The organism is Pseudomonas sp. HN2, from assembly GCF_020736465.1.
GTDB classification, from domain to species: Bacteria; Pseudomonadota; Gammaproteobacteria; order Pseudomonadales; family Pseudomonadaceae; genus Aquipseudomonas; species Aquipseudomonas moraviensis_A.
Window position 1 is genome coordinate 1,991,116 of the sequence record NZ_CP085885.1, and the last position, 21,933, is coordinate 2,013,048.

General features: G+C 61.2%; 16 protein-coding genes. 7 read left to right on the forward strand and 9 right to left on the reverse strand.

The genetic code is table 11. The annotated features are described in order from the left end of the window. The first annotated feature begins 16 nt into the window (after positions 1 to 16). From LIS66_RS08890 to LIS66_RS08905, 4 genes are all read left to right on the forward strand, one after another. Entirely contained in the window at positions 17 to 265 is a 249-nt protein-coding gene (locus LIS66_RS08890; RefSeq protein WP_003223293.1) for a hypothetical protein, read from the forward strand. 2 nt (positions 266 to 267) lie between these two features. Beyond that, a complete protein-coding gene (locus LIS66_RS08895; protein ID WP_016773831.1) occupies positions 268 to 1,092 on the forward strand; it encodes a mechanosensitive ion channel family protein in 825 nt (274 codons plus the stop codon). Positions 1,093 to 1,182: 90 nt separating this feature from the next. After that, positions 1,183 to 1,773, forward strand: coding sequence for an RNA polymerase sigma factor SigX (sigX, locus tag LIS66_RS08900; RefSeq protein WP_016773832.1), 591 nt, complete (start codon positions 1,183 to 1,185; stop codon positions 1,771 to 1,773). A 107-nt stretch (positions 1,774 to 1,880) separates the two neighbouring features. Next, positions 1,881 to 2,915, forward strand: coding sequence for an OmpA family protein (locus LIS66_RS08905; RefSeq protein ID WP_016773833.1), 1,035 nt, complete (start codon positions 1,881 to 1,883; stop codon positions 2,913 to 2,915). A 69-nt stretch (positions 2,916 to 2,984) separates the two neighbouring features. Here the strand turns inward: LIS66_RS08905 and cobA are convergent, their stop codons facing one another. The 8 genes from cobA to LIS66_RS08945 form a co-directional block, all read right to left on the reverse strand. Then, a complete protein-coding gene (gene cobA / locus LIS66_RS08910; protein WP_227974026.1) occupies positions 2,985 to 3,755 on the reverse strand; it encodes a uroporphyrinogen-III C-methyltransferase in 771 nt (256 codons plus the stop codon). A gap of 10 nt (positions 3,756 to 3,765) precedes the next feature. After that, positions 3,766 to 6,480 (reverse strand): nitrate reductase, encoded by a 2,715-nt coding sequence (locus tag LIS66_RS08915; protein WP_227974027.1) that lies wholly within the window; start codon positions 6,478 to 6,480, stop codon positions 3,766 to 3,768. After that, the gene (gene nirD / locus LIS66_RS08920; protein ID WP_042608444.1) at positions 6,480 to 6,797 is read right to left on the reverse strand and encodes a nitrite reductase small subunit NirD; all 318 of its coding nucleotides are present in this window, start codon (positions 6,795 to 6,797) and stop codon (positions 6,480 to 6,482) included. Before nirD ends, LIS66_RS08915 begins: the two co-directional genes overlap by 1 nt. Beyond that, a complete protein-coding gene (gene nirB / locus LIS66_RS08925) occupies positions 6,794 to 9,247 on the reverse strand; it encodes a nitrite reductase large subunit NirB (RefSeq protein WP_016773837.1) in 2,454 nt (817 codons plus the stop codon). Before nirB ends, nirD begins: the two co-directional genes overlap by 4 nt. Positions 9,248 to 9,657: 410 nt before the next feature. Next, positions 9,658 to 11,328, reverse strand: a complete 1,671-nt coding sequence (locus LIS66_RS08930; protein ID WP_227974028.1) for a bifunctional protein-serine/threonine kinase/phosphatase — start codon at positions 11,326 to 11,328, stop codon at positions 9,658 to 9,660. Between the two features lie 7 nt (positions 11,329 to 11,335). Continuing rightward, positions 11,336 to 12,547, reverse strand: a complete 1,212-nt coding sequence (locus LIS66_RS08935; RefSeq protein ID WP_065614911.1) for a nitrate/nitrite transporter — start codon at positions 12,545 to 12,547, stop codon at positions 11,336 to 11,338. 430 nt (positions 12,548 to 12,977) lie between these two features. Further along, on the reverse strand, positions 12,978 to 13,553 hold the full coding sequence (locus LIS66_RS08940; RefSeq protein WP_007916390.1) for an ANTAR domain-containing response regulator: 576 nt from the start codon (positions 13,551 to 13,553) through the stop codon (positions 12,978 to 12,980). Positions 13,554 to 13,567: 14 nt separating this feature from the next. Next, positions 13,568 to 14,779 carry a CmpA/NrtA family ABC transporter substrate-binding protein gene (locus tag LIS66_RS08945; RefSeq protein WP_227974029.1) on the reverse strand — a complete coding sequence of 404 codons (1,212 nt, stop codon included), beginning with the start codon at positions 14,777 to 14,779 and terminating at the stop codon, positions 13,568 to 13,570. Positions 14,780 to 14,997: 218 nt separating this feature from the next. Here LIS66_RS08945 and LIS66_RS08950 point away from each other — a divergent pair, with 218 nt between their 5' ends. Then, complete coding sequence (locus tag LIS66_RS08950) at positions 14,998 to 16,017, forward strand: quinone-dependent dihydroorotate dehydrogenase (RefSeq protein WP_042608439.1); 1,020 nt, start codon at positions 14,998 to 15,000, stop codon at positions 16,015 to 16,017. Positions 16,018 to 16,274: 257 nt separating this feature from the next. Here the strand turns inward: LIS66_RS08950 and rmf are convergent, their stop codons facing one another. Then, on the reverse strand, positions 16,275 to 16,490 hold the full coding sequence (rmf, locus tag LIS66_RS08955) for a ribosome modulation factor (RefSeq protein ID WP_003223300.1): 216 nt from the start codon (positions 16,488 to 16,490) through the stop codon (positions 16,275 to 16,277). 530 nt (positions 16,491 to 17,020) lie between these two features. Between rmf and rlmKL the strand changes: the two genes are divergently transcribed. Both rlmKL and LIS66_RS08965 read left to right on the forward strand, forming a co-directional pair. Next, positions 17,021 to 19,291: a bifunctional 23S rRNA (guanine(2069)-N(7))-methyltransferase RlmK/23S rRNA (guanine(2445)-N(2))-methyltransferase RlmL gene (rlmKL, locus tag LIS66_RS08960; RefSeq protein WP_024012311.1), complete on the forward strand. Its 2,271-nt coding sequence runs from the start codon at positions 17,021 to 17,023 to the stop codon at positions 19,289 to 19,291. A gap of 145 nt (positions 19,292 to 19,436) precedes the next feature. Then, a complete protein-coding gene (locus LIS66_RS08965; protein ID WP_083353220.1) occupies positions 19,437 to 21,821 on the forward strand; it encodes a diguanylate cyclase in 2,385 nt (794 codons plus the stop codon). The last annotated feature ends 112 nt before the right edge of the window (positions 21,822 to 21,933 follow it).

Genomic DNA, 21,933 nt, shown 5'->3' on the forward strand with positions numbered 1-21,933 from the left:
ATCACGAGAGGTGCGTATGCACGATCCGTTTGAACAGTCTCTACGCGACATGCTCAACGCCTCGCCGTCCAGCCGCGACGACGATGCGTGCCTGGGCCGCGTACTCAAAACCGCCAACCGCCAGGTCGGCGCCGGTGATCTGTTCAGCCTGCTGGGCCGCTGGCTGCCCGCGCTGATGATCGCCCTGAACAATGGCTCGGCGCATGTCTCGCCGGTTTCCCGTCTTCGTAAAACCACTGCTCGCACTGCTGATAAGGCTGATTGAATATGGAACTTGATCTCTGGACTCAGAGCCTCGTCACTGCAATGACTGCGTTGTGGACCAAAGTCGCTAATTTCATTCCGAACCTGTTCGGCGCACTGGTCGTGCTGCTGCTGGGTTTCGTCGTGGCCAAACTGCTCGACACCTTGCTCTCGAAATTGCTCGCCAAACTGGGCCTCGATCGGCTGATGGGCGGCACCGGATTGACCAAATTGATGTCGCGCGCCGGGCTGCAGGTGCCAATCTCGACATTGATCGGTAAAATCGTCTACTGGTTCGTTCTGCTGATTTTTCTGGTTTCCGCGGCAGAATCCCTTGGCCTTGAGCGAGTTTCAGCTACGCTGGACATGCTGGCGTTGTATCTGCCGAAGGTTTTCGGCGCCGCGCTGGTGCTGCTGGTCGGTGTCCTGCTGGCGCAATTGGCGAACGGACTGGTGCGCGGGGCGGCAGAAGGCGTAGGCCTGGACTACGCTTCCGGGCTGGGACGCATTGCGCAGGGGCTGGTGATCATCATCAGTATCTCGGTTGCGATCAGTCAGCTTGAGGTCAAGACTGACCTGCTGAACCATGTCATTGTCATCGTATTGATTACCGTTGGTCTGGCAGTTGCGCTGGCCATGGGATTGGGAAGCCGGGAAATCGCCGGTCAGATTCTTGCGGGAATCTATGTGCGTGAGCTGTACGAGGTTGGGCAACAAGTGCGTGTTGGCGAGGTCGAAGGCCAGATCGAAGAGATCGGCACGGTTAAAACCACATTGCTGACCGATGAGGGTGAGCTAGTCTCTCTCTCCAATCGGATCCTGCTGGAACAGCATGTGAGTAGCCGCTAAACCGGCAAACCCTGCTAATGTATGCCGCCGCAAAATGCCAGCCGAGGCTGGTTGTGGCGGACATTGACCTGACTGTCGGCACGACTTGTTTTGAATAAAGCCCAACCGCTATCCACGCGCTACGACCCCCGCGAGCTCTCTGATGAGGAGTTGGTCGCGCGCTCGCATACCGAGCTGTTTCACGTAACGCGCGCCTACGAAGAGTTGATGCGGCGTTACCAGCGAACATTATTTAACGTCTGCGCGAGATATCTTGGGAACGATCGCGACGCAGACGATGTCTGTCAGGAAGTGATGCTGAAGGTGCTGTACGGCCTGAAGAACTTCGAGGGGAAATCGAAGTTCAAAACCTGGCTTTACAGCATCACTTACAACGAATGCATCACGCAGTATCGGAAGGAACGGCGTAAGCGTCGCTTGATGGACGCTCTCAGTCTGGACCCTCTTGAAGAAGCGTCTGAAGAAAAGGCGCCGAAGCCGGAGGAGAAGGGTGGGCTTGATCGCTGGCTGGTGTATGTGAATCCGATTGACCGCGAAATTCTGGTGCTACGATTTGTCGCAGAGCTGGAGTTTCAGGAGATCGCAGACATCATGCACATGGGTTTGAGTGCGACAAAAATGCGTTACAAACGCGCTCTAGATAAATTGCGTGAGAAATTTGCAGGCATTGCTGAAACTTAGTTCAGCGCAAATATCTCTTACGTGTAGGCAAGTTCTGATAGACTTGCCGCCGAGTTGTCCCCCGGTTTGCGGGACTGCTTCACAATCACCAGATGGGGATTTAACGGATGAAACTGAAAAACACCTTGGGCTTGGCCATTGGTTCTCTGATTGCCGCCACTTCGTTCGGCGCTCTGGCACAAGGCCAAGGCGCAGTTGAAATCGAAGGCTTCGCTAAGAAAGAACAATTCGACAGCGCTCGTAACTTCAAGAACAACGGCAACCTGTTCGGCGGTTCGATCGGTTACTTCCTGACCGACGACGTTGAACTGCGTCTGGGCTACGACGAAGTGCACAACGTACGTGCCGACGATGGCAAGAACGTCAAAGGCGCTAACACCGCTCTGGACGCTCTGTACCACTTCAACAACCCAGGCGACATGATTCGTCCATACGTTTCGGCCGGTTTCTCTGACCAGAGCATCGACCAGAACGGTTCGAACGGTCGTAACCGTTCCACCTTCGCCAACGTTGGCGGCGGTGCCAAGCTGTACTTCACCGAGAACTTCTACGCCCGTGCCGGCGTTGAAGCTCAGTACAACATCGACCAGGGCGACACCGAGTGGGCTCCTAGCGTCGGTATCGGTGTGAACTTCGGTGGCGGCTCCAAACCAGCTGCTGCTCCAGTTCCAGCACCTGCTGAAGTCTGCTCCGACAGTGACAACGATGGCGTTTGCGACAACGTTGACAAGTGCCCGGACACCCCAGCCAACGTAACCGTTGACGCTGATGGCTGCCCAGCAGTTGCTGAAGTTGTTCGTGTTGAGCTGGACGTGAAATTCGACTTCGACAAGTCGGTAGTCAAGCCTAACAGCTACGGCGACATCAAAAACCTGGCTGACTTCATGAAGCAGTACCCATCCACCACCACTACTGTTGAAGGTCACACTGACTCCGTCGGTCCTGACGCTTACAACCAGAAACTGTCCGAGCGTCGTGCAAACGCCGTTAAGCAGGTTCTGACCAACCAGTACGGTGTTGAATCGTCCCGCGTTCAGTCTGTTGGCTACGGCGAATCCCGCCCAGTTGCTGACAACAAAACTGACGCTGGCCGCGCTGTAAACCGTCGCGTAGAAGCGCAGGTCGAAGCTCAAGCTAAGTAATTAGCTGCCGCTGATGGAAAAGCCCGGCTCAGGCCGGGCTTTTCTTTGTCCGCGATTTGGTTACGGAGCTTAAAGCGCTTGCACGCCGTACGCCGTGCAGGAGCTGCCGAAGGCTGCGATCTTTTGCTCTTGGGCAACAGCCGCCACTGCACCAATCACCAGAATCGCCGGGCTCTTCAACTCGAACGCTGAGGCATCCTCAGCCATCGCGCTCAGATCACTGCGACACTCCCGCTGATGCGCCAACGAGGCATTTTCGATCATTGCCACCGGCGTATCCGCCGCCATCCCTCCCGCCAACAGCTGGTCGCGAATCTCGCCCAGTTTGGCCACCCCCATATAGATCACCAGCGTCGTCCCGCCTTGCGCCAATGCCTGCCAGTTCAACTGGCTGTCATCCTGGGTGTGCGCGGTCACCAACGTCACCCCGCGCGCCACGCCCCGCAACGTCAGCGGAATATCGCACTGTGTCGCCCCGGCCAGCCCAGCGGTGATGCCGTTGACCAGTTCCACTTCAACACCGCGCTCGCGCAACCACTGCGCTTCTTCACCACCCCGACCGAAAATGCACGGGTCGCCGCCCTTGAGCCGCACCACGCATTTACCCTGACGGGCATAACGCAACATCAACCGATGGATAAATGCCTGCGGTGTCGAGCGGCAGCCGCCGCGTTTGCCGACGGCAATGACCCGTGCACCGGGGCAGTGCTCGAGCACGGCCTCGTTGACCAGATCATCGATCATCACCACAGCGGCTTCGCGCAGCGCGCGCACTGCCTTGAGCGTCAGCAATTCCGGATCGCCAGGGCCTGCGCCCACCAGCCAGACTTTCGCATTCATGGTGTTGTCCTCATTGAATGACCGCGACCGGCCGCGCTTCGGCAGCCAGCAGACGCTTGATTTCCGGCACGCAGGAACCGCATTGCGTACCGCATCGAAGAGTTTTTTTCAGGCCTTGCAGATCCAGGCCCTGGCGGATGCCGGCGCAGACTGCGTTGAGGCTGACGTTTTCGCAATTGCACAGCGTCTTGTCAGTCGCGATGGCGCCGACAGCGCCCGGCGGTGCGCTCATTGGCGCGAGGAGCCAGCGCCGCAGTTGCTGGTCGGCGCGGCCCTCCAGCCAAAGGCTCTGCAGCCAGTGCTGCGCCAGGGTTTCGCCGGCCAGGCGAATGGCGGTGATACGGCCATTTTCGATGCGCACCCGCTTGCCAATAGCGCGACGCGGATCGTCGTAAGCCAGAACCGGGCCATCCAGCAGCGACAGGCACCGGTCGATCTCGCCCAGTAACTGCGGATCCGGTGCCTCGGCGTGTGCCGCGCGTATCAACAACGCCGGCCGCTCCCGACCGACAAGGCTGAGGCTGACGTAGGAAAACGCCTCGCACAGCGGTCGTAGCGTCTCGAAATGCCGTTGAACATCACCCTCGATCAGAGCGAACAGTTGCCATGGCAGGTTGACTGCCTCCAGACGCACGCCGCTGTGCTTGAGCTCGGGTTGCTTGGACAGCGGATCGAATGCCGGCTGGGTCAGGTTGTTAACGCCGCCCTTGAGATAACGGTCACCCCAATGCATCGGCAGAAATGCCTGGCCCGGACGCACGCTGTCATCGCTGCCGACCGCGACAATCACAGCGCCACGACGGCTTTTCAGATTGATCAGATCGCCGGGCTGCAAACGATGCCGGCGCATCTCGTCCGGGTGCAGGCTCAGCACGGCTTCGCTGACGTGACCGAACAACTGCGCCGCGGTGCCAGTGCGGCTCATGCCGTGCCACTGGTCGCGCAGGCGCCCGGTGATCAGGGTCAGCGGGAAGCGCGCATCGCGTTGTTCCCTGGCGGCGCGATACGGCTCGGCAATGAACTGCGCGCGGCCATTGGCAGTGGGAAAAATGCCGTCGCCGTACAAGCGTGGCGTGCCTTGGCGGGCGCCGGCGGGGAAGGGCCATTGCTGCGGGCCGATCTCGTCGATCAACGCATGACTGATGCCGGAAAGGTCCATGTCGCGGCCTTGGGTCAGCCATTTGAATTCATCGAACAACTGCGAAGGCTGGTCGAAGGCGAACAGGCTCGGCTGCTGAGGACGCAGACGTTTCTCCAGACGCTGTGCGAAATCCACCGTGATCGCCCAGTCCGGCCGCGCTTCGCCCGGTGCGACAACCGCTTTGCGTACGTGGGAAATGCGCCGCTCGGAGTTGGTCACCGAGCCTTCCTTCTCGCCCCAACTGGCGGCGGGCAATAACAGGTCGGCGAACGCGGCGGTCTCGGTGGTGCGAAAGGCTTCCTGCAATACCACAAAGGGACAGGCCGCAAGCGCTGCGCGAACTGCGTTCTGATCCGGCATCGATTGCGCCGGGTTGGTACAGGCAATCCACAGCGCCTTGATCTTGCCGCTGCGCAGGTTTTCGAACAGTTCGATGGCGCTCAGCCCCGGCGCCTCAGGCAAGCTTTCCACGCCCCAATATGCCGCCACCTCGGCGCGATGTTCGGGGTTGGCGGCGTCGCGATGGCCCGGTAGCAGGTTGGACAGACTGCCGGTTTCCCGCCCACCCATGGCGTTTGGCTGACCGGTGAGAGAGAAAGGTCCTGCACCGGGACGGCCGATTTGCCCGGTGGCCAGGTGCAGGTTGATCAGCGCGCTGTTTTTCGCGCTGCCGGCGCTGGACTGGTTCAGGCCCATGCACCACAGCGACAGGAAGCTCGGCGCGGTGCCGACCCATTCCGCGCATTGCTGCAACTGCTCGATGCTGATGCCGCACAGCTGCGAAACCATCTGCGGGGTGTAGTCGCGCACCAGCGTTTTAAGTTCGCCGAGGCCTTCGGTGTGCGCCTTGATGAAATCGCGATCGACCCAGTCTTCCCACAGCAGCAGGTGCAAAATCCCATGGAACAAAGCGACATCGGTGCCCGGAAGAATCGCCAGATGCAGGTCAGCCAAATCGCATGTGTCGGTGCGACGCGGGTCAATGACGATGACTTTCATCTGCGGACGACGGGATTTGGCTTCCTCCAACCGGCGAAAAAGTACCGGATGGGCGTAGGCCATGTTACTGCCGACGATCATCACGCAGTCGCTCAGTTCTAGATCTTCATAGCTGCACGGCGGGGCGTCGGCGCCGAGACTGCGCTTGTAGCCGACTACCGCCGAGGACATGCACAGCCGCGAATTGCTGTCGATATTGTTGGTGCCGACCAGCGCCCGCGCGAGTTTGTTGAAGGCGTAGTAGTCCTCGGTGAGCAACTGCCCGGAAATGTAGAACGCCACGCTATCCGGGCCGTGCTCGGCGATGGTTTCGGCGAAGACGTTGGCGGCGTGTTCCAGTGCGCTGTCCCAGTCAGTACGGCTGCGCGCCAGGCCTTTGCCCAGACGCAGTTCCGGGTACAAGGCGCGGGCGGCGAGGTCGCCGGTCAGGTGCAGCGTCGAGCCTTTGCTGCACAGTTTGCCGAAGTTGGCCGGATGCGCCGGATCGCCGCTGACGCCGAGGATGCGCTCGCCGTCATGCTCGATCAGCACGCCGCAGCCGACCCCACAGTAACAGCAGGTCGAGGCGGTCGTCTGGCGGTTCATCAGACGGCGTCCCGCAGGGCCAGTTGCACCCGACCGTTCTCGACTCGCGCCGGATGGTGGTGGGCACAGCCGATATCCGGTGCCTGGGCTTCGCCGGTTTCGAGGTCGATCTGCCAGTTGTGCAGCGGACACGCCACACGTTTGCCGTAGATCAGGCCTTGCGATAGCGGCCCGCCCTTGTGCGGGCAGCGGTCATCAAGGGCGAAAACCTCATCGTCGCTTGTACGAAAAATCGCGATGTCACCTTTCGGCCCGGCAATGATCCGCGATCCGAGGGCGTTGATCTCTTCCAGCGCGCAGATATCGAGCCAGTTCATGCCGGCACCTCCAGGTTTTTCACAGGGATCACGTCGAATTCTTTCTTCAGTTGCGGCTGCGCCAGGCGTTCTTTCCATGGGTCCTGTTCGAACGACAGGGAGAATTGCAGGCGCTCGTTCAAGGCCTTGCGCCGCTCGGCGTCTTCGAGCACGTTTTTCTTGATGTGCTCCATGCCGACCCGTTGCAGGTAGTGCACGGTGCGCTCGAGGTAGAAGGCTTCTTCGCGGTAGAGCTGCAGGAACGCGCCGTTGTATTCGCGGACTTCTTCGGCGGTTTTCAGTTTGACGAAGAACTCGGCGACTTCGGTCTTGATCCCGCCGTTGCCACCGATGTACATCTCCCAGCCGGAGTCTACGCCGATAATTCCTACGTCCTTGATGCCCGCTTCCGAGCAGTTGCGTGGGCAACCGGACACCGCCAGCTTCACTTTGTGCGGCGACCACATGTTGAACAGGTCGTGCTCGAGCTCGATGCCCAGCTGCGTCGAGTTCTGTGTACCGAAGCGGCAGAATTCGCTGCCGACGCAGGTCTTCACCGTGCGGATGGATTTGCCGTAGGCGTGGCCGGACGGCATGTCGAGGTCTTTCCAGACGCCGGGCAGGTCCTGTTTCTTGATCCCCAGCAAGTCAATGCGCTGACCGCCGGTGACCTTGACCATCGGCACGTTGTACTTATCGGCCACATCAGCGATGCGCCGCAGTTCCGACGGGTTGGTCACGCCGCCCCACATCCGTGGCACCACCGAATAGGTGCCGTCCTTCTGGATGTTGGCGTGGGCGCGTTCGTTGATCAGGCGCGATTGCGGATCGTCCTTGGCTTCGCCGGGCCAGGTGGAAATCAGGTAATAGTTGAGCGCCGGGCGGCAGGTCGCGCAGCCGTTCGGCGTGCGCCAGTTGAGGTAGCTCATGGTCTCGGCGATGGTCAGCAGATGTTCCTGGCGGATCGCCTGGCGAATCTGCCCGTGGTTGAGATCGCTGCAACCGCAGATGGCTTTTTCGCTTTTCGGTTTGACGTCCGCCGCGCCACCCACGGTATTGATCAGGATCTGCTCGACCAGCCCGGCGCAGGAACCGCAGGAGCTGGCGGCCTTGGTGTGTTTTTTCACTTCATCGACGCTGAACAGACCGTGTTCCTGAATGGCCTTGACGATGGTGCCCTTGCACACACCATTGCAGCCGCAGACTTCGGCGCTGTCCGCCATGACCATGGCTTTGTCCTGGCCCTGATGTCCTACGTCGCCTAAAGCGTTTTCGCCGAACATCAAGTGATCGCGGATCTCACCGATGGCGTGATTCTCACGAATCTGCCGGAAATACCAACCGCCATCTGCCGTATCGCCGTACAGACAAGCGCCGACCAGCACGTCATCCTTGATCACCAGTTTTTTGTACACGCCGCCGATCGGGTCCGAGAGGGTGATGGTCTCGGTGCCTTCGCCGCCCATGAAGTCGCCGGCGGAAAACAGGTCGATACCGGTGACTTTCAATTTGGTCGAAGTCACCGAACCTTGATAGCGAGCGAAGCCGAGTTGAGCGAGGTGGTTGGCGCAGACCTTGGCCTGTTCGAACAACGGCGCAACCAGGCCGTAGGCGATGCCGCGATGGCTGGCGCATTCGCCGATCGCGTAGATGCGCGGGTCGTAGGTTTGCAGGGTGTCGTTGACCAGAATCCCGCGATTGCACGGGATGCCGGCCTTTTCCGCCAGTTCCGTGTTGGGGCGGATGCCAGCGGCCATCACCACCAGATCCGCAGGGATGATGTCGCCGTTCTTGAACTGCACCGAGCCGACCCGGCCATTGCCGGCGTCGTGCAGGGCCTGGGTCTGTTCGCACAGGCGGAAATGCAGGCCACGGGACTCCAACGCTGATTGCAGCAACTGGCCGCTGGTCTTGTCCAGTTGCCGCTCCAGCAGCCATTCGCCGAGGTGCACCACGGTGACGTGCATGCCGCGCAGCATCAGGCCGTTGGCCGCTTCGAGGCCGAGCAGGCCGCCGCCGATGACCACGGCGTGTTTGTGGGTCCTGGCGGTGTCGATCATGGCCTGGGTGTCGGCAATGTCGCGGTAGCCGATCACGCCCTGCAAAGTGTTGCCGGGGATTGGCAGAATGAACGGGGTCGAGCCGGTGGCGATCAGCAGGCGATCGTATTCGGCCTCGGTGCCGTCCTCGGCGATTACCCGGCGTTTGACCCGGTCGATCTCCACGACTTTGCGGTTGAGCAGCAACTTGATGTTGTTTTCCAGGTACCAGTCGAGGTCGTTGAGGACGATCTCTTCGAATGTCTGCTCCCCGGCCAGCACTGGCGACAGCAGAATGCGGTTGTAGTTGGTGTGCGGTTCGGCGCCGAAGACGGTGATGTCGTAGAGTTCGTCGCTCAGCTTGAGCAGTTCTTCCAGGGTACGCACCCCGGCCATGCCGTTGCCGATCATCACCAGTTTGAGTTTTTTCATCAGGTTCTCCGGGAGCTGCGGCTGGCCTCTGGTGGGCCGTCGGGCCTTGCTCGACAAATTTCGCGCAAACAAAAAAAGGCGTCCCGCTAGTTGCCTAGCGAGGACGCCTTTGTCCTGGTCCCGTTCTCTCGGGAAGCGCAGCCTTCGTCGTTGAAGGTTGGGCTTTATGTGTGGTGATTGGGGTAATGCAGTGGTTGTGCCAACTTGGGGATGCGCGGATTTATTGGGCTTTTCCTACAGCTCACGTACGTTTTCTGCACCGAATCGAGGCGTATTGCTCGTTCGTGGCGCGTTATCTATGGAGGGTTTGCGCTGCCAAGTCGGGCGCCATCGCGAGCAGGCTCACTCCTACAGGGGAACGCATTCCAAATTGTAGGAGTGAGCCTGCTCGCGATCGCCGCAACACGGTCTCAGCCATGAAACAACAAAACCAGCAGCACGATATTCCCCAGCAACGCCACCAAAGCCATGCTCCGCCAGACCTTCAACGGCTCCCGCTCCAGTAAAGGCCGGGGTCGCACGCTCAGGCTGCGGCGCTCACCCTGTTCCAGCACCAACAACCACTCTTCAGCGGTTTCAAAGCGTTGCTGCGGATCGGCTGCGACGCCGCGTTCCAGACTCTGCGCCAGCCATTCCGGCAAGTCCGGTCGATAGCGACTGGCACTGACCGGCACGCCAAACCGGGGCCGCTGGAAAGCTTCGATCTCGCCGTAGGGAAAATGCCCGGTGAGCAGGTAATAAAGGGTGACGCCAACTGAATACAAATCCTGCTGTGCATTCGGTGGTTCGCCGCGAAACGCTTCCGGAGCAATGAAGCTTGGCGTTCCCGGCAATGTCGCCGGCGCGTCTTCCGACAAGCCCGGGCAATAAGCCAGCCCGAAATCCAGCAAGCGCAGCTCGCCATCATCACCCAGCAGGAGGTTTTCCGGTTTGATATCGCGGTGCAGAATCTGCCGCCGATGCAACAGCCCCACCGCGCGCAGCAGGCGCTCGGCGATGTCCTGCCATTGCGCCAATGGCAGCGGGCCGCCGTGTTGAAACGCTACGGCCAACGTCGTCCCGGCATATTCGCGCATCACGTAGTACAAATGCTGACGCTGGGTGCAGGCATGGATTTGCGGAAAATGCCGGCCGGCCACGCGCTTGAGGAACCATTCCTCGGACAGCAGCGCTTGCCCGGCCTGTGGATCGTCGGCCAGGCGCGTCGGCAAGGTCTTCAACAGCCACCGCTGGCCGTGGCCATCGAGCACGCGATACAGCAGCGATTGCTGGCTCTGGCCGACGATGCTCTGCACCTGCCAGCCTTCGAACGCTTGTCCGGGTTTCAGCGCTGGCGGCAGCGGCCATTGCTGCAGTTGCACCAGCGCATCGCCGATGTTCGATTCGCCCAGCGCATCGACGCGCACCAGCAGGGCACTGGCGTTGTCCTGACTGCCGGCCAGATGCGCGGCGTTGACCAGAGTGTGCGCCGCGCTGTGCAGATCCGGCTGATCACGCAGAACCGCCGCGATTGCGGTATCGCCCAAGGTCGACCAGACGCCGTCGCTAAGCAGCACGAAGCTTTCGCCCTCACGCAGTTCGCCGTCGAGGAAGTCCAGCACCAGATGCTGATCGAGCCCGAGCGCACGTTTGAGCACATGCTGCATGCCCGGTTGCTCCCAGACGTGATCCTCGCTGATGCGCTGCAACCGCTCGGCATGCCAGCGATAGACCCGGCAATCGCCGACATGCGCGAGGGTGAAGCGCCGACCGCGCATCACCAGCGCGCTGACCGTGGTCAGCAGCGGTTGCCCGCCGCCATTGGCCTGCAGCCAGCGGTTTTGCGCGAGCAGCAATCGATCCAGCGCCTGGGCCACGCTCCAGGTTTCCGGCGTGGCGTAGTAGTCCAGCGCCAGCGCTTGCAAGGTCGAACGCGCGGCGAGGCCGCCGTCGGCGCATTGACTGACGCCGTCGGCGATGGCGAACAGAAAACCCTTGCTCAGCGCCAAGGCCGGCGCCGGTGTCACCGAACGCAGGGCGTCCTGATTGTCCGCGCGCGGGCCGATGGCGCTGGCTTCGGCGAAACTCAGTTGCAGGGCCATTGAAGCCTCAGACTCGCGCCGCCGTTACTGCCGCCGAACCCCAAGTGGTTCTCCAGCGACGCTTGACGCCGTGCAGGCCAAACCACGCCAACACACCGAGGCTGGCGAACAACCACAGCGCCAGTTGATAACTGCCGGTGCTTTGCTTGATCGCGCCCATGCCCGCCGCCAGGGCGAAGCCGCCAATACCGCCGGCCATACCGATCAGCCCGGTCATCACGCCGATCTCCAGACGAAAACGCTGCGGCACCAGTTGGAAAACCGCACCGTTGCCTGCGCCCAAACCGAGCATGGTGCAGACGAAAAGCGCCAGCGCCGCGTAGGAACTTGGCAGGTTGAAGCCGACGGCGGCGATGCAGATGGCGGCAACGGTGTACATCGCCAGCAAGGTGCGGATGCCACCGAAGCGATCGGCCAGCGCACCACCCAACGGCCGCATCAGGCTGCCGCCGAACACGCAGGCCGCGGTGTAGTAGCCGGCGGTCACCGGGCTCAGACCGTATTGATCGTTGAAGTAACCGGGCAGGGCGCTGGCCAGGCCGATGAAGCCGCCGAAGGTGACGCTGTAGAAAAACATGAACCACCAGCTGTCGCGATCACCGAGGGCCTTGAAGTAGTCGGCCATGGCTTTCGCTTTCGGCCGTTGCGGAGCGTTTTTCGCCAGCCAGGCAAACAGCACCAGAGTCAGGACCAGCGGGATCAGGGCAAATCCGAAAACGTTGCTCCAGCCGAACGCGGCGGCAATTACTGGGGCGAGCAGTGCGGCGAACACAGTGCCGGAGTTGCCCGCGCCGGCGATGCCCATGGCTTTGCCCTGATGTTCTGGCGGGTACCATTGCGACGCCAGCGGCAGGGCCACGGCAAACGACGCACCGGCCATGCCGAGGAACAGACCGAGGATCAGCGCCTGTTCATAACTGTGGATACCCAGTTTCCACGCGCCGAACAGTGCGCAGATGACGATGACCTGGCCGATCAGCCCGGCGGTCTTCGGCGACAGGCGATCGGCGAGCATGCCCATGGCAAAGCGCAACACCGCACCGGCCAGAATCGGCGTGGCGACGACGAGGCCGCGTTGCTGGGTGGTCAGGTGCAGATCGGCGGCAATTTGCACGGCCAGCGGGCCGAGCAGGTACCAGACCATGAAGCTCAGGTCGAAATACAGGAAGGCCGCGAACAGGGTCGGGGTATGGCCGGATTTCCAGAAGCTTGAATTCATCGCGCACCTCGGCTGAAAAGAGTCTCGAAAGGAGTCATGCACAGCAGGTGGAGCGCCTCACGGCCGCACCACCGGCCCCGTTCACTGGGGCCAAAACGCAAAAACGCCGCTACCTGATTCGCCGGAGGGCGAACGGGGTGAGCGACGTCTTTGTCGTAGGTGGGGCAACCGCCGTTGGTTACCTGTGCGGATTACATAGCGAGATTTGTGCCAAAAGCTGAAAAGCAAAAGCCCCTCACCCTAGCCCTCTCCCAGAGGGAGAGGGGACTGACCGAGGTGTCTGACGTCAAACATCGACCTGAACGACCGAGTCGATTATGGATTCACAAAAGAAATTGCAGGTCGGCGTATTTCCCGAGCATCCCCCAATCGGTTCCCTCTCCCTCCGGGAGAGGGCTAGGGTGAGGGGCTCTTCAGCGGTGAGAACGCCTCAGCCCAGCAACTCACTCATGGCAATAATCTGCTCCGCCACCTGAATCAGCTTCTGCTGCCGGCTCATGGCCTGGCGGCGCATCAGGGTGTAGGCCTCTTCTTCGTTGCAGTCCTTCATTTTCATCAACAAACCCTTGGCCAGTTCGATGCGCTTGCGCTCGGCCAGTTGCTGGTCACGGGCCTGCAATTGCGCGCGCAAGGCCTGGTCACTCTCGAAGCGTGCCATCGCCACATCGAGAATCGGCTGCAGACGCTGGGCGTGGATGCCTTCGACGATGTAGGCGCTGACCCCGGACTTGATCGCCTGACGCATCACGCCCGGGTCATGTTCGTCGGTAAACATCACGATCGGCCGTGGCTGGTCGCGGCTGACCAGCACCACTTGCTCCATGACATCACGGCTCGGTGACTCGGTATCGATCAGGATCACGTCCGGGCGCACCGTTTCGACGCGCGCCGGCAAGTCGATGGTCAGCCCTGACTCGTCGATCACCTCGAAGCCGGCCTCGGTCAGCGCCGCTTTCAGGCGGCCGACTTTTTTCGCAGTGTCGTTGATCAGCAGAATGCGCAACATGTTGGCGTCTCCTGTCAGCGCTGGGCGAGAAGGGGGGCGGCGTCGTTCAGGGCATGCAGTTTGAAACTGCGAGCATAGCCCGCCGGATCGCTGCCGTCCCAGACCTTGCCGTCGAGCAACTGGCTGCTGCGCAGGTCTGCATGGGCAGTTGCCACACCGACAGCGCTGGCGGCCTCGCGGTACAGATCCAGACGCTGAACCTTCCGGGCGACGGCCAGATAATCCGGATCCTCGCGCAGCAGACCCCAGCGGCGGAACTGGGTCATGAACCACATGCCGTCGGAGAGATAGGGCAGATTGACCTCGCCTGCGCCATGAAAGCGCAGCGCGTGCGGGTCCTGCCAGCGATTGCCGAGGCCGTCGGCGTAGTCACCCATGAAGCGCGGTTCGATGCACGCGGCCGGGGTGTCGAGGTATTCGGCGGCACTGAGCAATTGCGAGGTGCTGCGGCGATTCTCCGGGCTTTGTTCGATAAAGCGGCTGGCCTCAAGAATGGCCATGACCAGCGCCCGCGCTGTGTTCGGGTATTGCTCGACGAATTCACGGGTGCAGCCGAGGACTTTTTCCGGGTGGTCGGGCCAGATGCTCTGGCTGGTGGCTAAAGTGAAACCCAGATCCTGCTGCACCGCGCTGGCTGCCCACGGTTCGCCGACGCAAAAACCGTCGATGCGCCCGGCTTGCAGGTGCGCGACCATTTGCGGTGGCGGCACCACCACGCTGTCGACATCCTGCAACGGGTGAATGCCCTGGCTCGCCAGCCAGTAATAAAGCCACATCGCGTGGGTGCCGGTGGGGAAGGTCTGGGCGAAGGTCAGTTTTGCGCGGCTTTGGTGCACATGCCGATCCAGCGCTTCAGGACTGTTCACGCCAGCCTGCTGTAGACCATGCGAGAGGTTGAGACTCTGGCCATTCTGGTTCAGGCCCATCAGCACTGCCATGTCGGTCGGGGCGATCCCGCCGATGCCCAGGTGCACCGCATAAATCAGCCCGTACAGGCTGTGGGCGGCATCCAGTTCGCCGCTGACCAGTTGGTCGCGCAGGTTGGCCCACGACGCCTGCCGCTTGAGGTTCAGCGTCAGCCCGTAGGGCTGGGCGAAGCCCTGGGTGGCGGCGACCACCACCGAGGCGCAGTCGCTCAGTGCCATGAAGCCGAGATTGATCGCGCTCTTTTCCGGCGCATCGCTGCCATTGACCCAGGCCAGAGGCCCCATGGACGTTTCGTTCATACGCTACCTCAAAAAAAACGTCGTCCCGGATTCTGCGCAGGCAAAACCCGAGGACGACGCCATTGTCCTGGTCTGCGCGCCGTCATTGGTCGGCAGACTGATGAACAGGGCGGTGCAAGGCATATGCCAGTCACCTGATTCGTGCAGGCGCCTCGCGCCGGGGGACGATGCCCGGCTATAATCGCCGCCTCTTTTCGCCGCCCGAGTCATTGCCGCCCATGTACACCCTGGCCCGTCAGCTGTTGTTCAAACTTTCCCCGGAAACCTCCCACGATCTGTCGCTGGATCTGATCGGCGCGGGCGGACGTTTGGGTCTCAACGGCTTGCTGAGCAAGGCACCGGCGAAGATGCCGGTGACCGTCATGGGGCTCGAGTTCCCGAACCCGGTGGGGCTGGCGGCAGGTCTGGACAAGAATGGCGCGGCCATCGATGGCTTTGCGCAACTGGGTTTCGGTTTCGTCGAAATCGGCACCGTGACCCCGCGTCCGCAGCCGGGTAATCCGAAACCGCGGATCTTCCGCCTGCCGGAAGCCGAGGCGATCATCAACCGCATGGGTTTCAACAACCTCGGTGTGGATAACCTGCTGGCGCGGGTCGCTGCGGCGAAATACCAAGGCGTGCTGGGGATCAATATCGGCAAGAACTTCGACACCCCGGTCGAGCGTGCGGTCGACGACTACCTGATCTGCCTGGACAAGGTCTACGCCCACGCCAGCTACGTCACCGTCAACGTCAGCTCGCCGAACACTCCGGGCCTGCGCAGCCTGCAGTTCGGTGACTCGCTCAAGCAATTGCTTGCGGATCTGGCCACGCGCCGCGCCGAACTGGCGTTGCGTCACGGCAAGCATGTGCCGCTGGCGATCAAGATTGCGCCGGACATGACCGACGAAGAAACCGCGCAGGTGGCCCAGGCGCTGCTCGAAACCGGGATGGACGCGGTGATTGCCACCAACACCACCCTGAGCCGTGTCGGCGTCGAAGGCATGGAACATGGCGACGAGGCGGGCGGTCTGTCGGGGGCGCCGGTGCGTGAGAAGAGCACCCACACCGTGAAAGTGCTGTCGGGCGAGTTGGCCGGGCGCTTGCCGATCATTGCCGCGGGCGGGATTACCGAAGGCAAGCACGCGGCGGAGAAAATCACTGCTGGCGCGAGCCTGGTGCAGATCTATTCGGGCTTCATCTATAAAGGTCCGGCGCTGATTCGTGAATCGGTGGATGCGATCGCCGCATTGCGCTGATCCGTAGACACCACTGTTCCCTTGTAGGAGTGAGCCTGCTCGCGATGGCGGTCTGTCAGTCGCTGATGAAGTGACCGAAAGAAAGCTATCGCGAGCAGGCTCACTCCTACAGGTTTTGTGTATGGCACAAATAATGTAGCAGGCATAAAAAAGGGCTCCTCGAAGGAGCCCCTGGGCCGTAGCCCGCCGTCCGGGAGGGACGTGCGTGGTTAATTCAGTGCAGATTCAGATTGTCGTGTCGGAATAAATGCCCTGTGTCAGCCGACGGCGTGAAGTTCGTTGAGTCTGTGGATTCCCGCAGTGCCGGTCATACCGTCCCAGTTGTCGCCGCGTCCTTCTCGCCAGCCGTTGATCCAGGCTTGGCGTACCGACGGTAGAGTAAATGGGCAAAGCTCACGGGATTTGCCACCAACGCCATATTGATATCCGCGCAAAAATGCTCTTTCCAACGGATCACGCTTAAGTCTTCTCATAGGGTGTTTCCCTCACTTGTTGACTGTAGTGTCGCGTTGACCTCAATTGAGGTCTGGCAGAAAAAACCTGCCATCGTTCGGCTCGCTGCCGGCGTGGCGAGCCAAGGTGTTGACGCCGTTGCGACGTCAACCTGTGCTCAGTTCTAACCAATGAGTCACATCGAGGGAATGATCGTTTTGTCATAAGCACGTAACGGAAAGGATGCTATGGCGATAAGTAACCGCGTATTTATTCAACGATCAACGCGCAAACCCCGGTATGATCGGCGCCCCGCTGACCCGGCGGGTTAATCTTCAAGTGAGAATGACCCACGTTTGCGCTTGGGTACTATTCGACGAAGGGTCGCTTTCAGTCTTTTTGTTTCACCAACTTTTTTATCTGTCCCGGCATCTAAGCTCTTTTAACCCGAGCAGCGGGGATGGAACGGCACACCTTCGTGCCACGCGGGCGCTCTTTCAGAAAAGCGCCTGATTGAAAACCGGGTCGGCAATGCGTTGCCGGCCCACTAGCCAAAGGCTCTGGAATTACCATGTCCGATCGTTTCGAACTCTTCCTCACTTGCCCCAAAGGCCTTGAAGGCCTGCTCATCGAGGAAGCCGTCGGGCTTGGCCTTGAAGAAGCGCGCGAGCACACCTCCGCCGTGCGTGGCATGGCAACCATGGAAACCGCCTACCGCCTGTGCCTCTGGTCGCGCTTGGCCAACCGTGTGTTGCTGGTGCTCAAGCGTTTCCCGATGAAGGACGCCGAAGACCTCTACCACGGCGTGCTCGACATCGACTGGCAGGATCACATGCTCAGCGACGGCACCCTGGCCGTCGAATTCAGCGGCCACGGCTCGGGCATCGACAACACCCACTTCGGCGCGCTGAAAGTCAAAGATGCCATCGTCGACAAACTGCGCACCCCGCAGGGCGACCGTCCGTCGATCGACAAACTCAACCCGGACTTGCGCATCCACCTGCGCCTGGATCGCGGCGAAGCGATTCTCTCCCTCGACCTCTCCGGCCACAGCCTGCACCAGCGCGGCTACCGCTTGCAGCAGGGCGCGGCGCCGCTGAAGGAAAACCTCGCCGCCGCTATTCTGATTCGTTCCGGCTGGCCGCGTATTGCCGCCGAGGGCGGCGCGCTGGCTGACCCGATGTGCGGTGTCGGTACGTTTCTCGTTGAAGCCGGGATGATCGCCGCCGACATGGCGCCGAACCTGCGCCGCGAGCAGTGGGGCTTTACCGCGTGGCTCGGCCACGTGCCGGCGCTGTGGAAAAAACTTCACGAAGAAGCCGTCGAGCGCGCCGCTGCCGGTCTGGCCAAGCCACCGTTGTGGATTCGTGGTTATGAAGCGGATCCGCGACTGATTCAGCCGGGTCGCAACAACGTTGAGCGCGCCGGCCTTAGCGAGTGGATCAAGATCTACCAGGGCGAAGTGGCGACCTTCGAGCCGCGCCCGGATCAGAACCAGAAAGGTCTGGTGATCTGCAACCCGCCGTACGGCGAGCGTCTGGGTGATGAAGCCAGTCTGCTGTATCTCTACCAGAACCTCGGCGAGCGTCTGCGTCAGGCCTGCCTTAACTGGGAAGCGGCGGTGTTCACCGGTGCGCCGGATCTGGGCAAGCGCATGGGCATTCGCAGCCACAAACAGTATTCGTTCTGGAACGGCGCGCTGCCGTGCAAGCTGTTGCTGATCAAGGTCCTGCCGGATCAGTTCGTCACTGGCGAGCGGCGCACCCCGGAACAGCGTCAGGCCGAGCGCGAGCAAGCGGCCTACGACCAGACCCCGGACGAGCCGCAGGAACGCAAGTTCAACAAGAACGGCAACCCGATCAAGCCGACGCCAGCCCCGGCGCCGGTGATCGAGCAACCGCGCCTGAGCGAAGGCGGGCAGATGTTTGCCAACCGTCTGCAAAAGAATCTCAAGGCGATGGGCAAGTGGGTCAAGCGCGAAGGCATCGATTGCTACCGCGTTTACGATGCCGATATGCCGGAATACGCGATGGCCATCGACCTTTACCACGACTGGGTGCACGTTCAGGAATACGCCGCGCCGAAATCCATCGACCCGGAAAAAGCCTCGGCGCGTATGTTCGATGCGCTGGCGGCCATTCCGCAGGCGTTGAACGTCGACAAGAATCGCGTAGTGGTCAAGCGCCGCGAGCGGCAGAGCGGCACCAAGCAGTACGAGCGTCAGGCCGCCCAGGGCAAGTTCGTCGAGGTCAATGAAGGCGGCGTGAAGTTGCTGGTCAATCTCACCGACTACCTCGACACCGGCCTGTTCCTCGATCACCGTCCGATGCGCATGCGCATTCAGAAAGAGGCCGCCGGCAAGCGCTTTCTCAATCTGTTCTGCTACACCGCGACCGCCAGCGTGCACGCGGCCAAGGGCGGTGCGCGCAGCACCACCAGCGTCGATCTGTCGAAAACCTATCTGGACTGGGCTCGTCGCAACCTGTCGCTGAACGGGTTCTCGGACAAGAACCGCCTGGAGCAGGGCGATGTGATGGCCTGGCTGGAAAGCAGCCGCGACGAATACGACCTGATCTTCATCGACCCGCCAACGTTCTCCAACTCCAAGCGCATGGAGGGCATCTTCGACGTCCAGCGCGATCAGGTGCAGCTGATCGACCTGGCGATGGCGCGTCTGGCACCGGGTGGCGTGCTGTATTTCTCCAACAACTTCCGCAAGTTCCAGCTGGAAGAGAACCTCGCCGAGCGCTATGCGGTGGAAGAAATCAGCGCGCAGACCATTGATCCGGATTTCGCCCGCAATACCAAGATCCATCGCGCCTGGAAAATCACGGCTCGTTGACGTTTTGTCCCATTGGATCCACAGAGCCTTGATTTTTAAAGGCTCCGTGGATCCTGCGGTGCTGGCTAAATTAGTGGCTAATAGCTATAACTCACACACCGCCAATGGGGTTTTTCCCGGGAATCTGGCGTAGTGAGTTGTGCTTATGCCGTTGCACCCCGTGCGCCCGAAAATTCTCGGTTTTATCAGCGAAGACGTCTCAGCCTGGCTGGTCGCTTTGCTGGTATTGCTTGCCGGCGGGATTCTCACCGGGTTGCTTGCCTGGGGCACCCACAATCAGTTCCAGCAACAATCGCGTCAGCGCTTTCAGCTGCTGGCCAACGAACGCTACAGCCGCATCGCCGAACGCTTTCAGGACCAGGAGCAACGTCTCGATGGCCTGCGCCGGTTCTTCACCAACTCCGAATCGGTGTCCCGCGCCGAATTCGACGGTTACTCCCGACCTTTATTACTGCGCACCCAAGCCTATACCTACGCACCGAAAATCAGCGGCGCTGAGCGGGAGGCGTTCGAACAGCGTGTGCGTGACGAAGGCCTGAGCAATTTCACCATCCGCGAGCTGGACGCCAAGGGTGATCTGCAGCTGGCAGCACCACGCGACGCATACGTGCCGGTGCTGTACACCCAGACTCAGAGTCGACTGGCGCCGCCGCTGGGCTACGACTTGCTCGCCCAACCCTTGCGCCGTGAAACCCTTGAACGCGCCGACCGTCTCGGCAACCTGGTCGTGTCGCAACCGATGCATCTGGTCGGGATCGAGCCGGCCTATGCGCGTGGGGTGTTGTTGCTGGCGCCGGTCAATCGATCAGGCGAGTCACAGCCGTTCGGCTATGTGATGGCGGTGATCAGCATGCGCCAGTTGCTTGCCGACGGTCTACCCGATGCCCTGCACGATTACCTGTCGGTGCGCATTCTGGATCTGTCGACGCCTGATCAACATGAGGAGCTGTTCGAATCGACCAACGAGGCGGTGCCCGGCGATCTGGCGGCGACGCGTTTGCTGCGCATGGCCGATCACGACTATCAGGTCGATATCCTGCCAAGCTACGCGTTCATGCAGGCCAACCATTCTTCGGTGGGCAGTGTGATCATTCTGGGCGGCTTGCTCAGCGCGCTGCTCAGTGCCTTGCTATACGTGCTGGTCAGCCAGCGTCAGCGCGCGGTGCGTCTGGTCGAGGTGCGCACCCAGGAATTGCATGAGCGCGAGCAGGAACTGCGCGGCACCCATGGGCAGCTGCGCGGTGTGCTGAATGCCGCCACCCAGGTCGCGATCATCGCCACCGATCTGCGCGGAGTGATCAACACCTTCAACCCCGGCGCTGAACAGATGCTCGGCTACAGCAGCGCCGAAGTGGTCGGGCGCATGACCCTGGAAAACCTGCATTTGCCCCGAGAGCTGGCGGCGCGTTCGGCGGAGCTGAGCGCGCGCTACGGCAAAAGCATTCCGACCTGCCACGCGATGCTGGTCGAGGGCGGCGAAGTCGGCGGTCATGAAGCACGCGAATGGACGCTGGTGCGCAGCGATGGAAGTCATCTGCCAGTCAACATGCTCGCCACCCCGGTGCTCGACGAGCAGGGCTTGTGGGTCGGTCATCTGGCAATCTGTATCGACATCACCGAGCGCAAGCGCGTGCACGAAGTGCTGGCAGCACGCGACACGTTGCTGAAGAAGCTCAGCGCCCATGTTCCCGGTGGCATCTACCAATTCAAGATGGAATTCGATGGGCGCTTCAGTGTGATCTACGCCAGCGATGGCATCCGCGAGATCTATGAACTGGAGCCGGATGTCCTGCTGCTCGACTCCGAGGCGATCTTTAGCCGCATCCACCCGCAGGACGCGATTCGCGTGCGCTCATCGATCCGCGAATCGGCGGAGAATCTCAGCCCGTGGCGCGAGGAATACCGCGTGCAACTGCCTGAACGAGGCCTGCGCTGGGTGCGCGGCGAGGCGACACCGGAGGAGCTACCGGGTGGCGGGGTGCTGTGGCACGGCTACATCTCGGACATTTCCGACCTCAAGCGCGTGGAAGAAGAACTGCGTGCGTTGTCGATCACCGATTCGCTGACCGGCATTCACAACCGCCGCTATTTCCAGGAGCGCCTGACCACGGAAATGGCCCGGGTCGAGCGGGGCGGCGGCGAGTTGTCGGTGATCATGCTCGACATCGACCACTTCAAACGCATCAACGATCATTACGGCCACGCCGTCGGCGACCGGGTGCTGCAAGCGGTGTGCGAGCGCATTGGCCATCGCCTGCGCCGCACCGATGTGTTCTGCCGCTTGGGCGGCGAAGAGTTCATGGTGCTGTGCCCGGACATCGACGGCGAGCACGCGTACATGCTGGCAATGGAATTGTGGGAAGGCCTGCGCAGTACGCCGGTGGACGTGGTTGGCGTGGTCACCGCCAGTTTCGGCATCGCCAGCTGGCGCCCGGGGGAGGGTGCGGATGCGTTGCTGTTGCGCGCGGACTCAGGGGTTTATGCGGCCAAGCAGAATGGCCGGGATCGGGTTGAGCGGGAGATGACCTGAGCCGTCACATCGATCCCTTGTAGGAGTGAGCCTGCTCGCGATAGCGTCCGTCCAGACACATGTCAGCGTCTGATACACCGCTATCGCGAGCAGGCTCACTCCTACAGGGGTT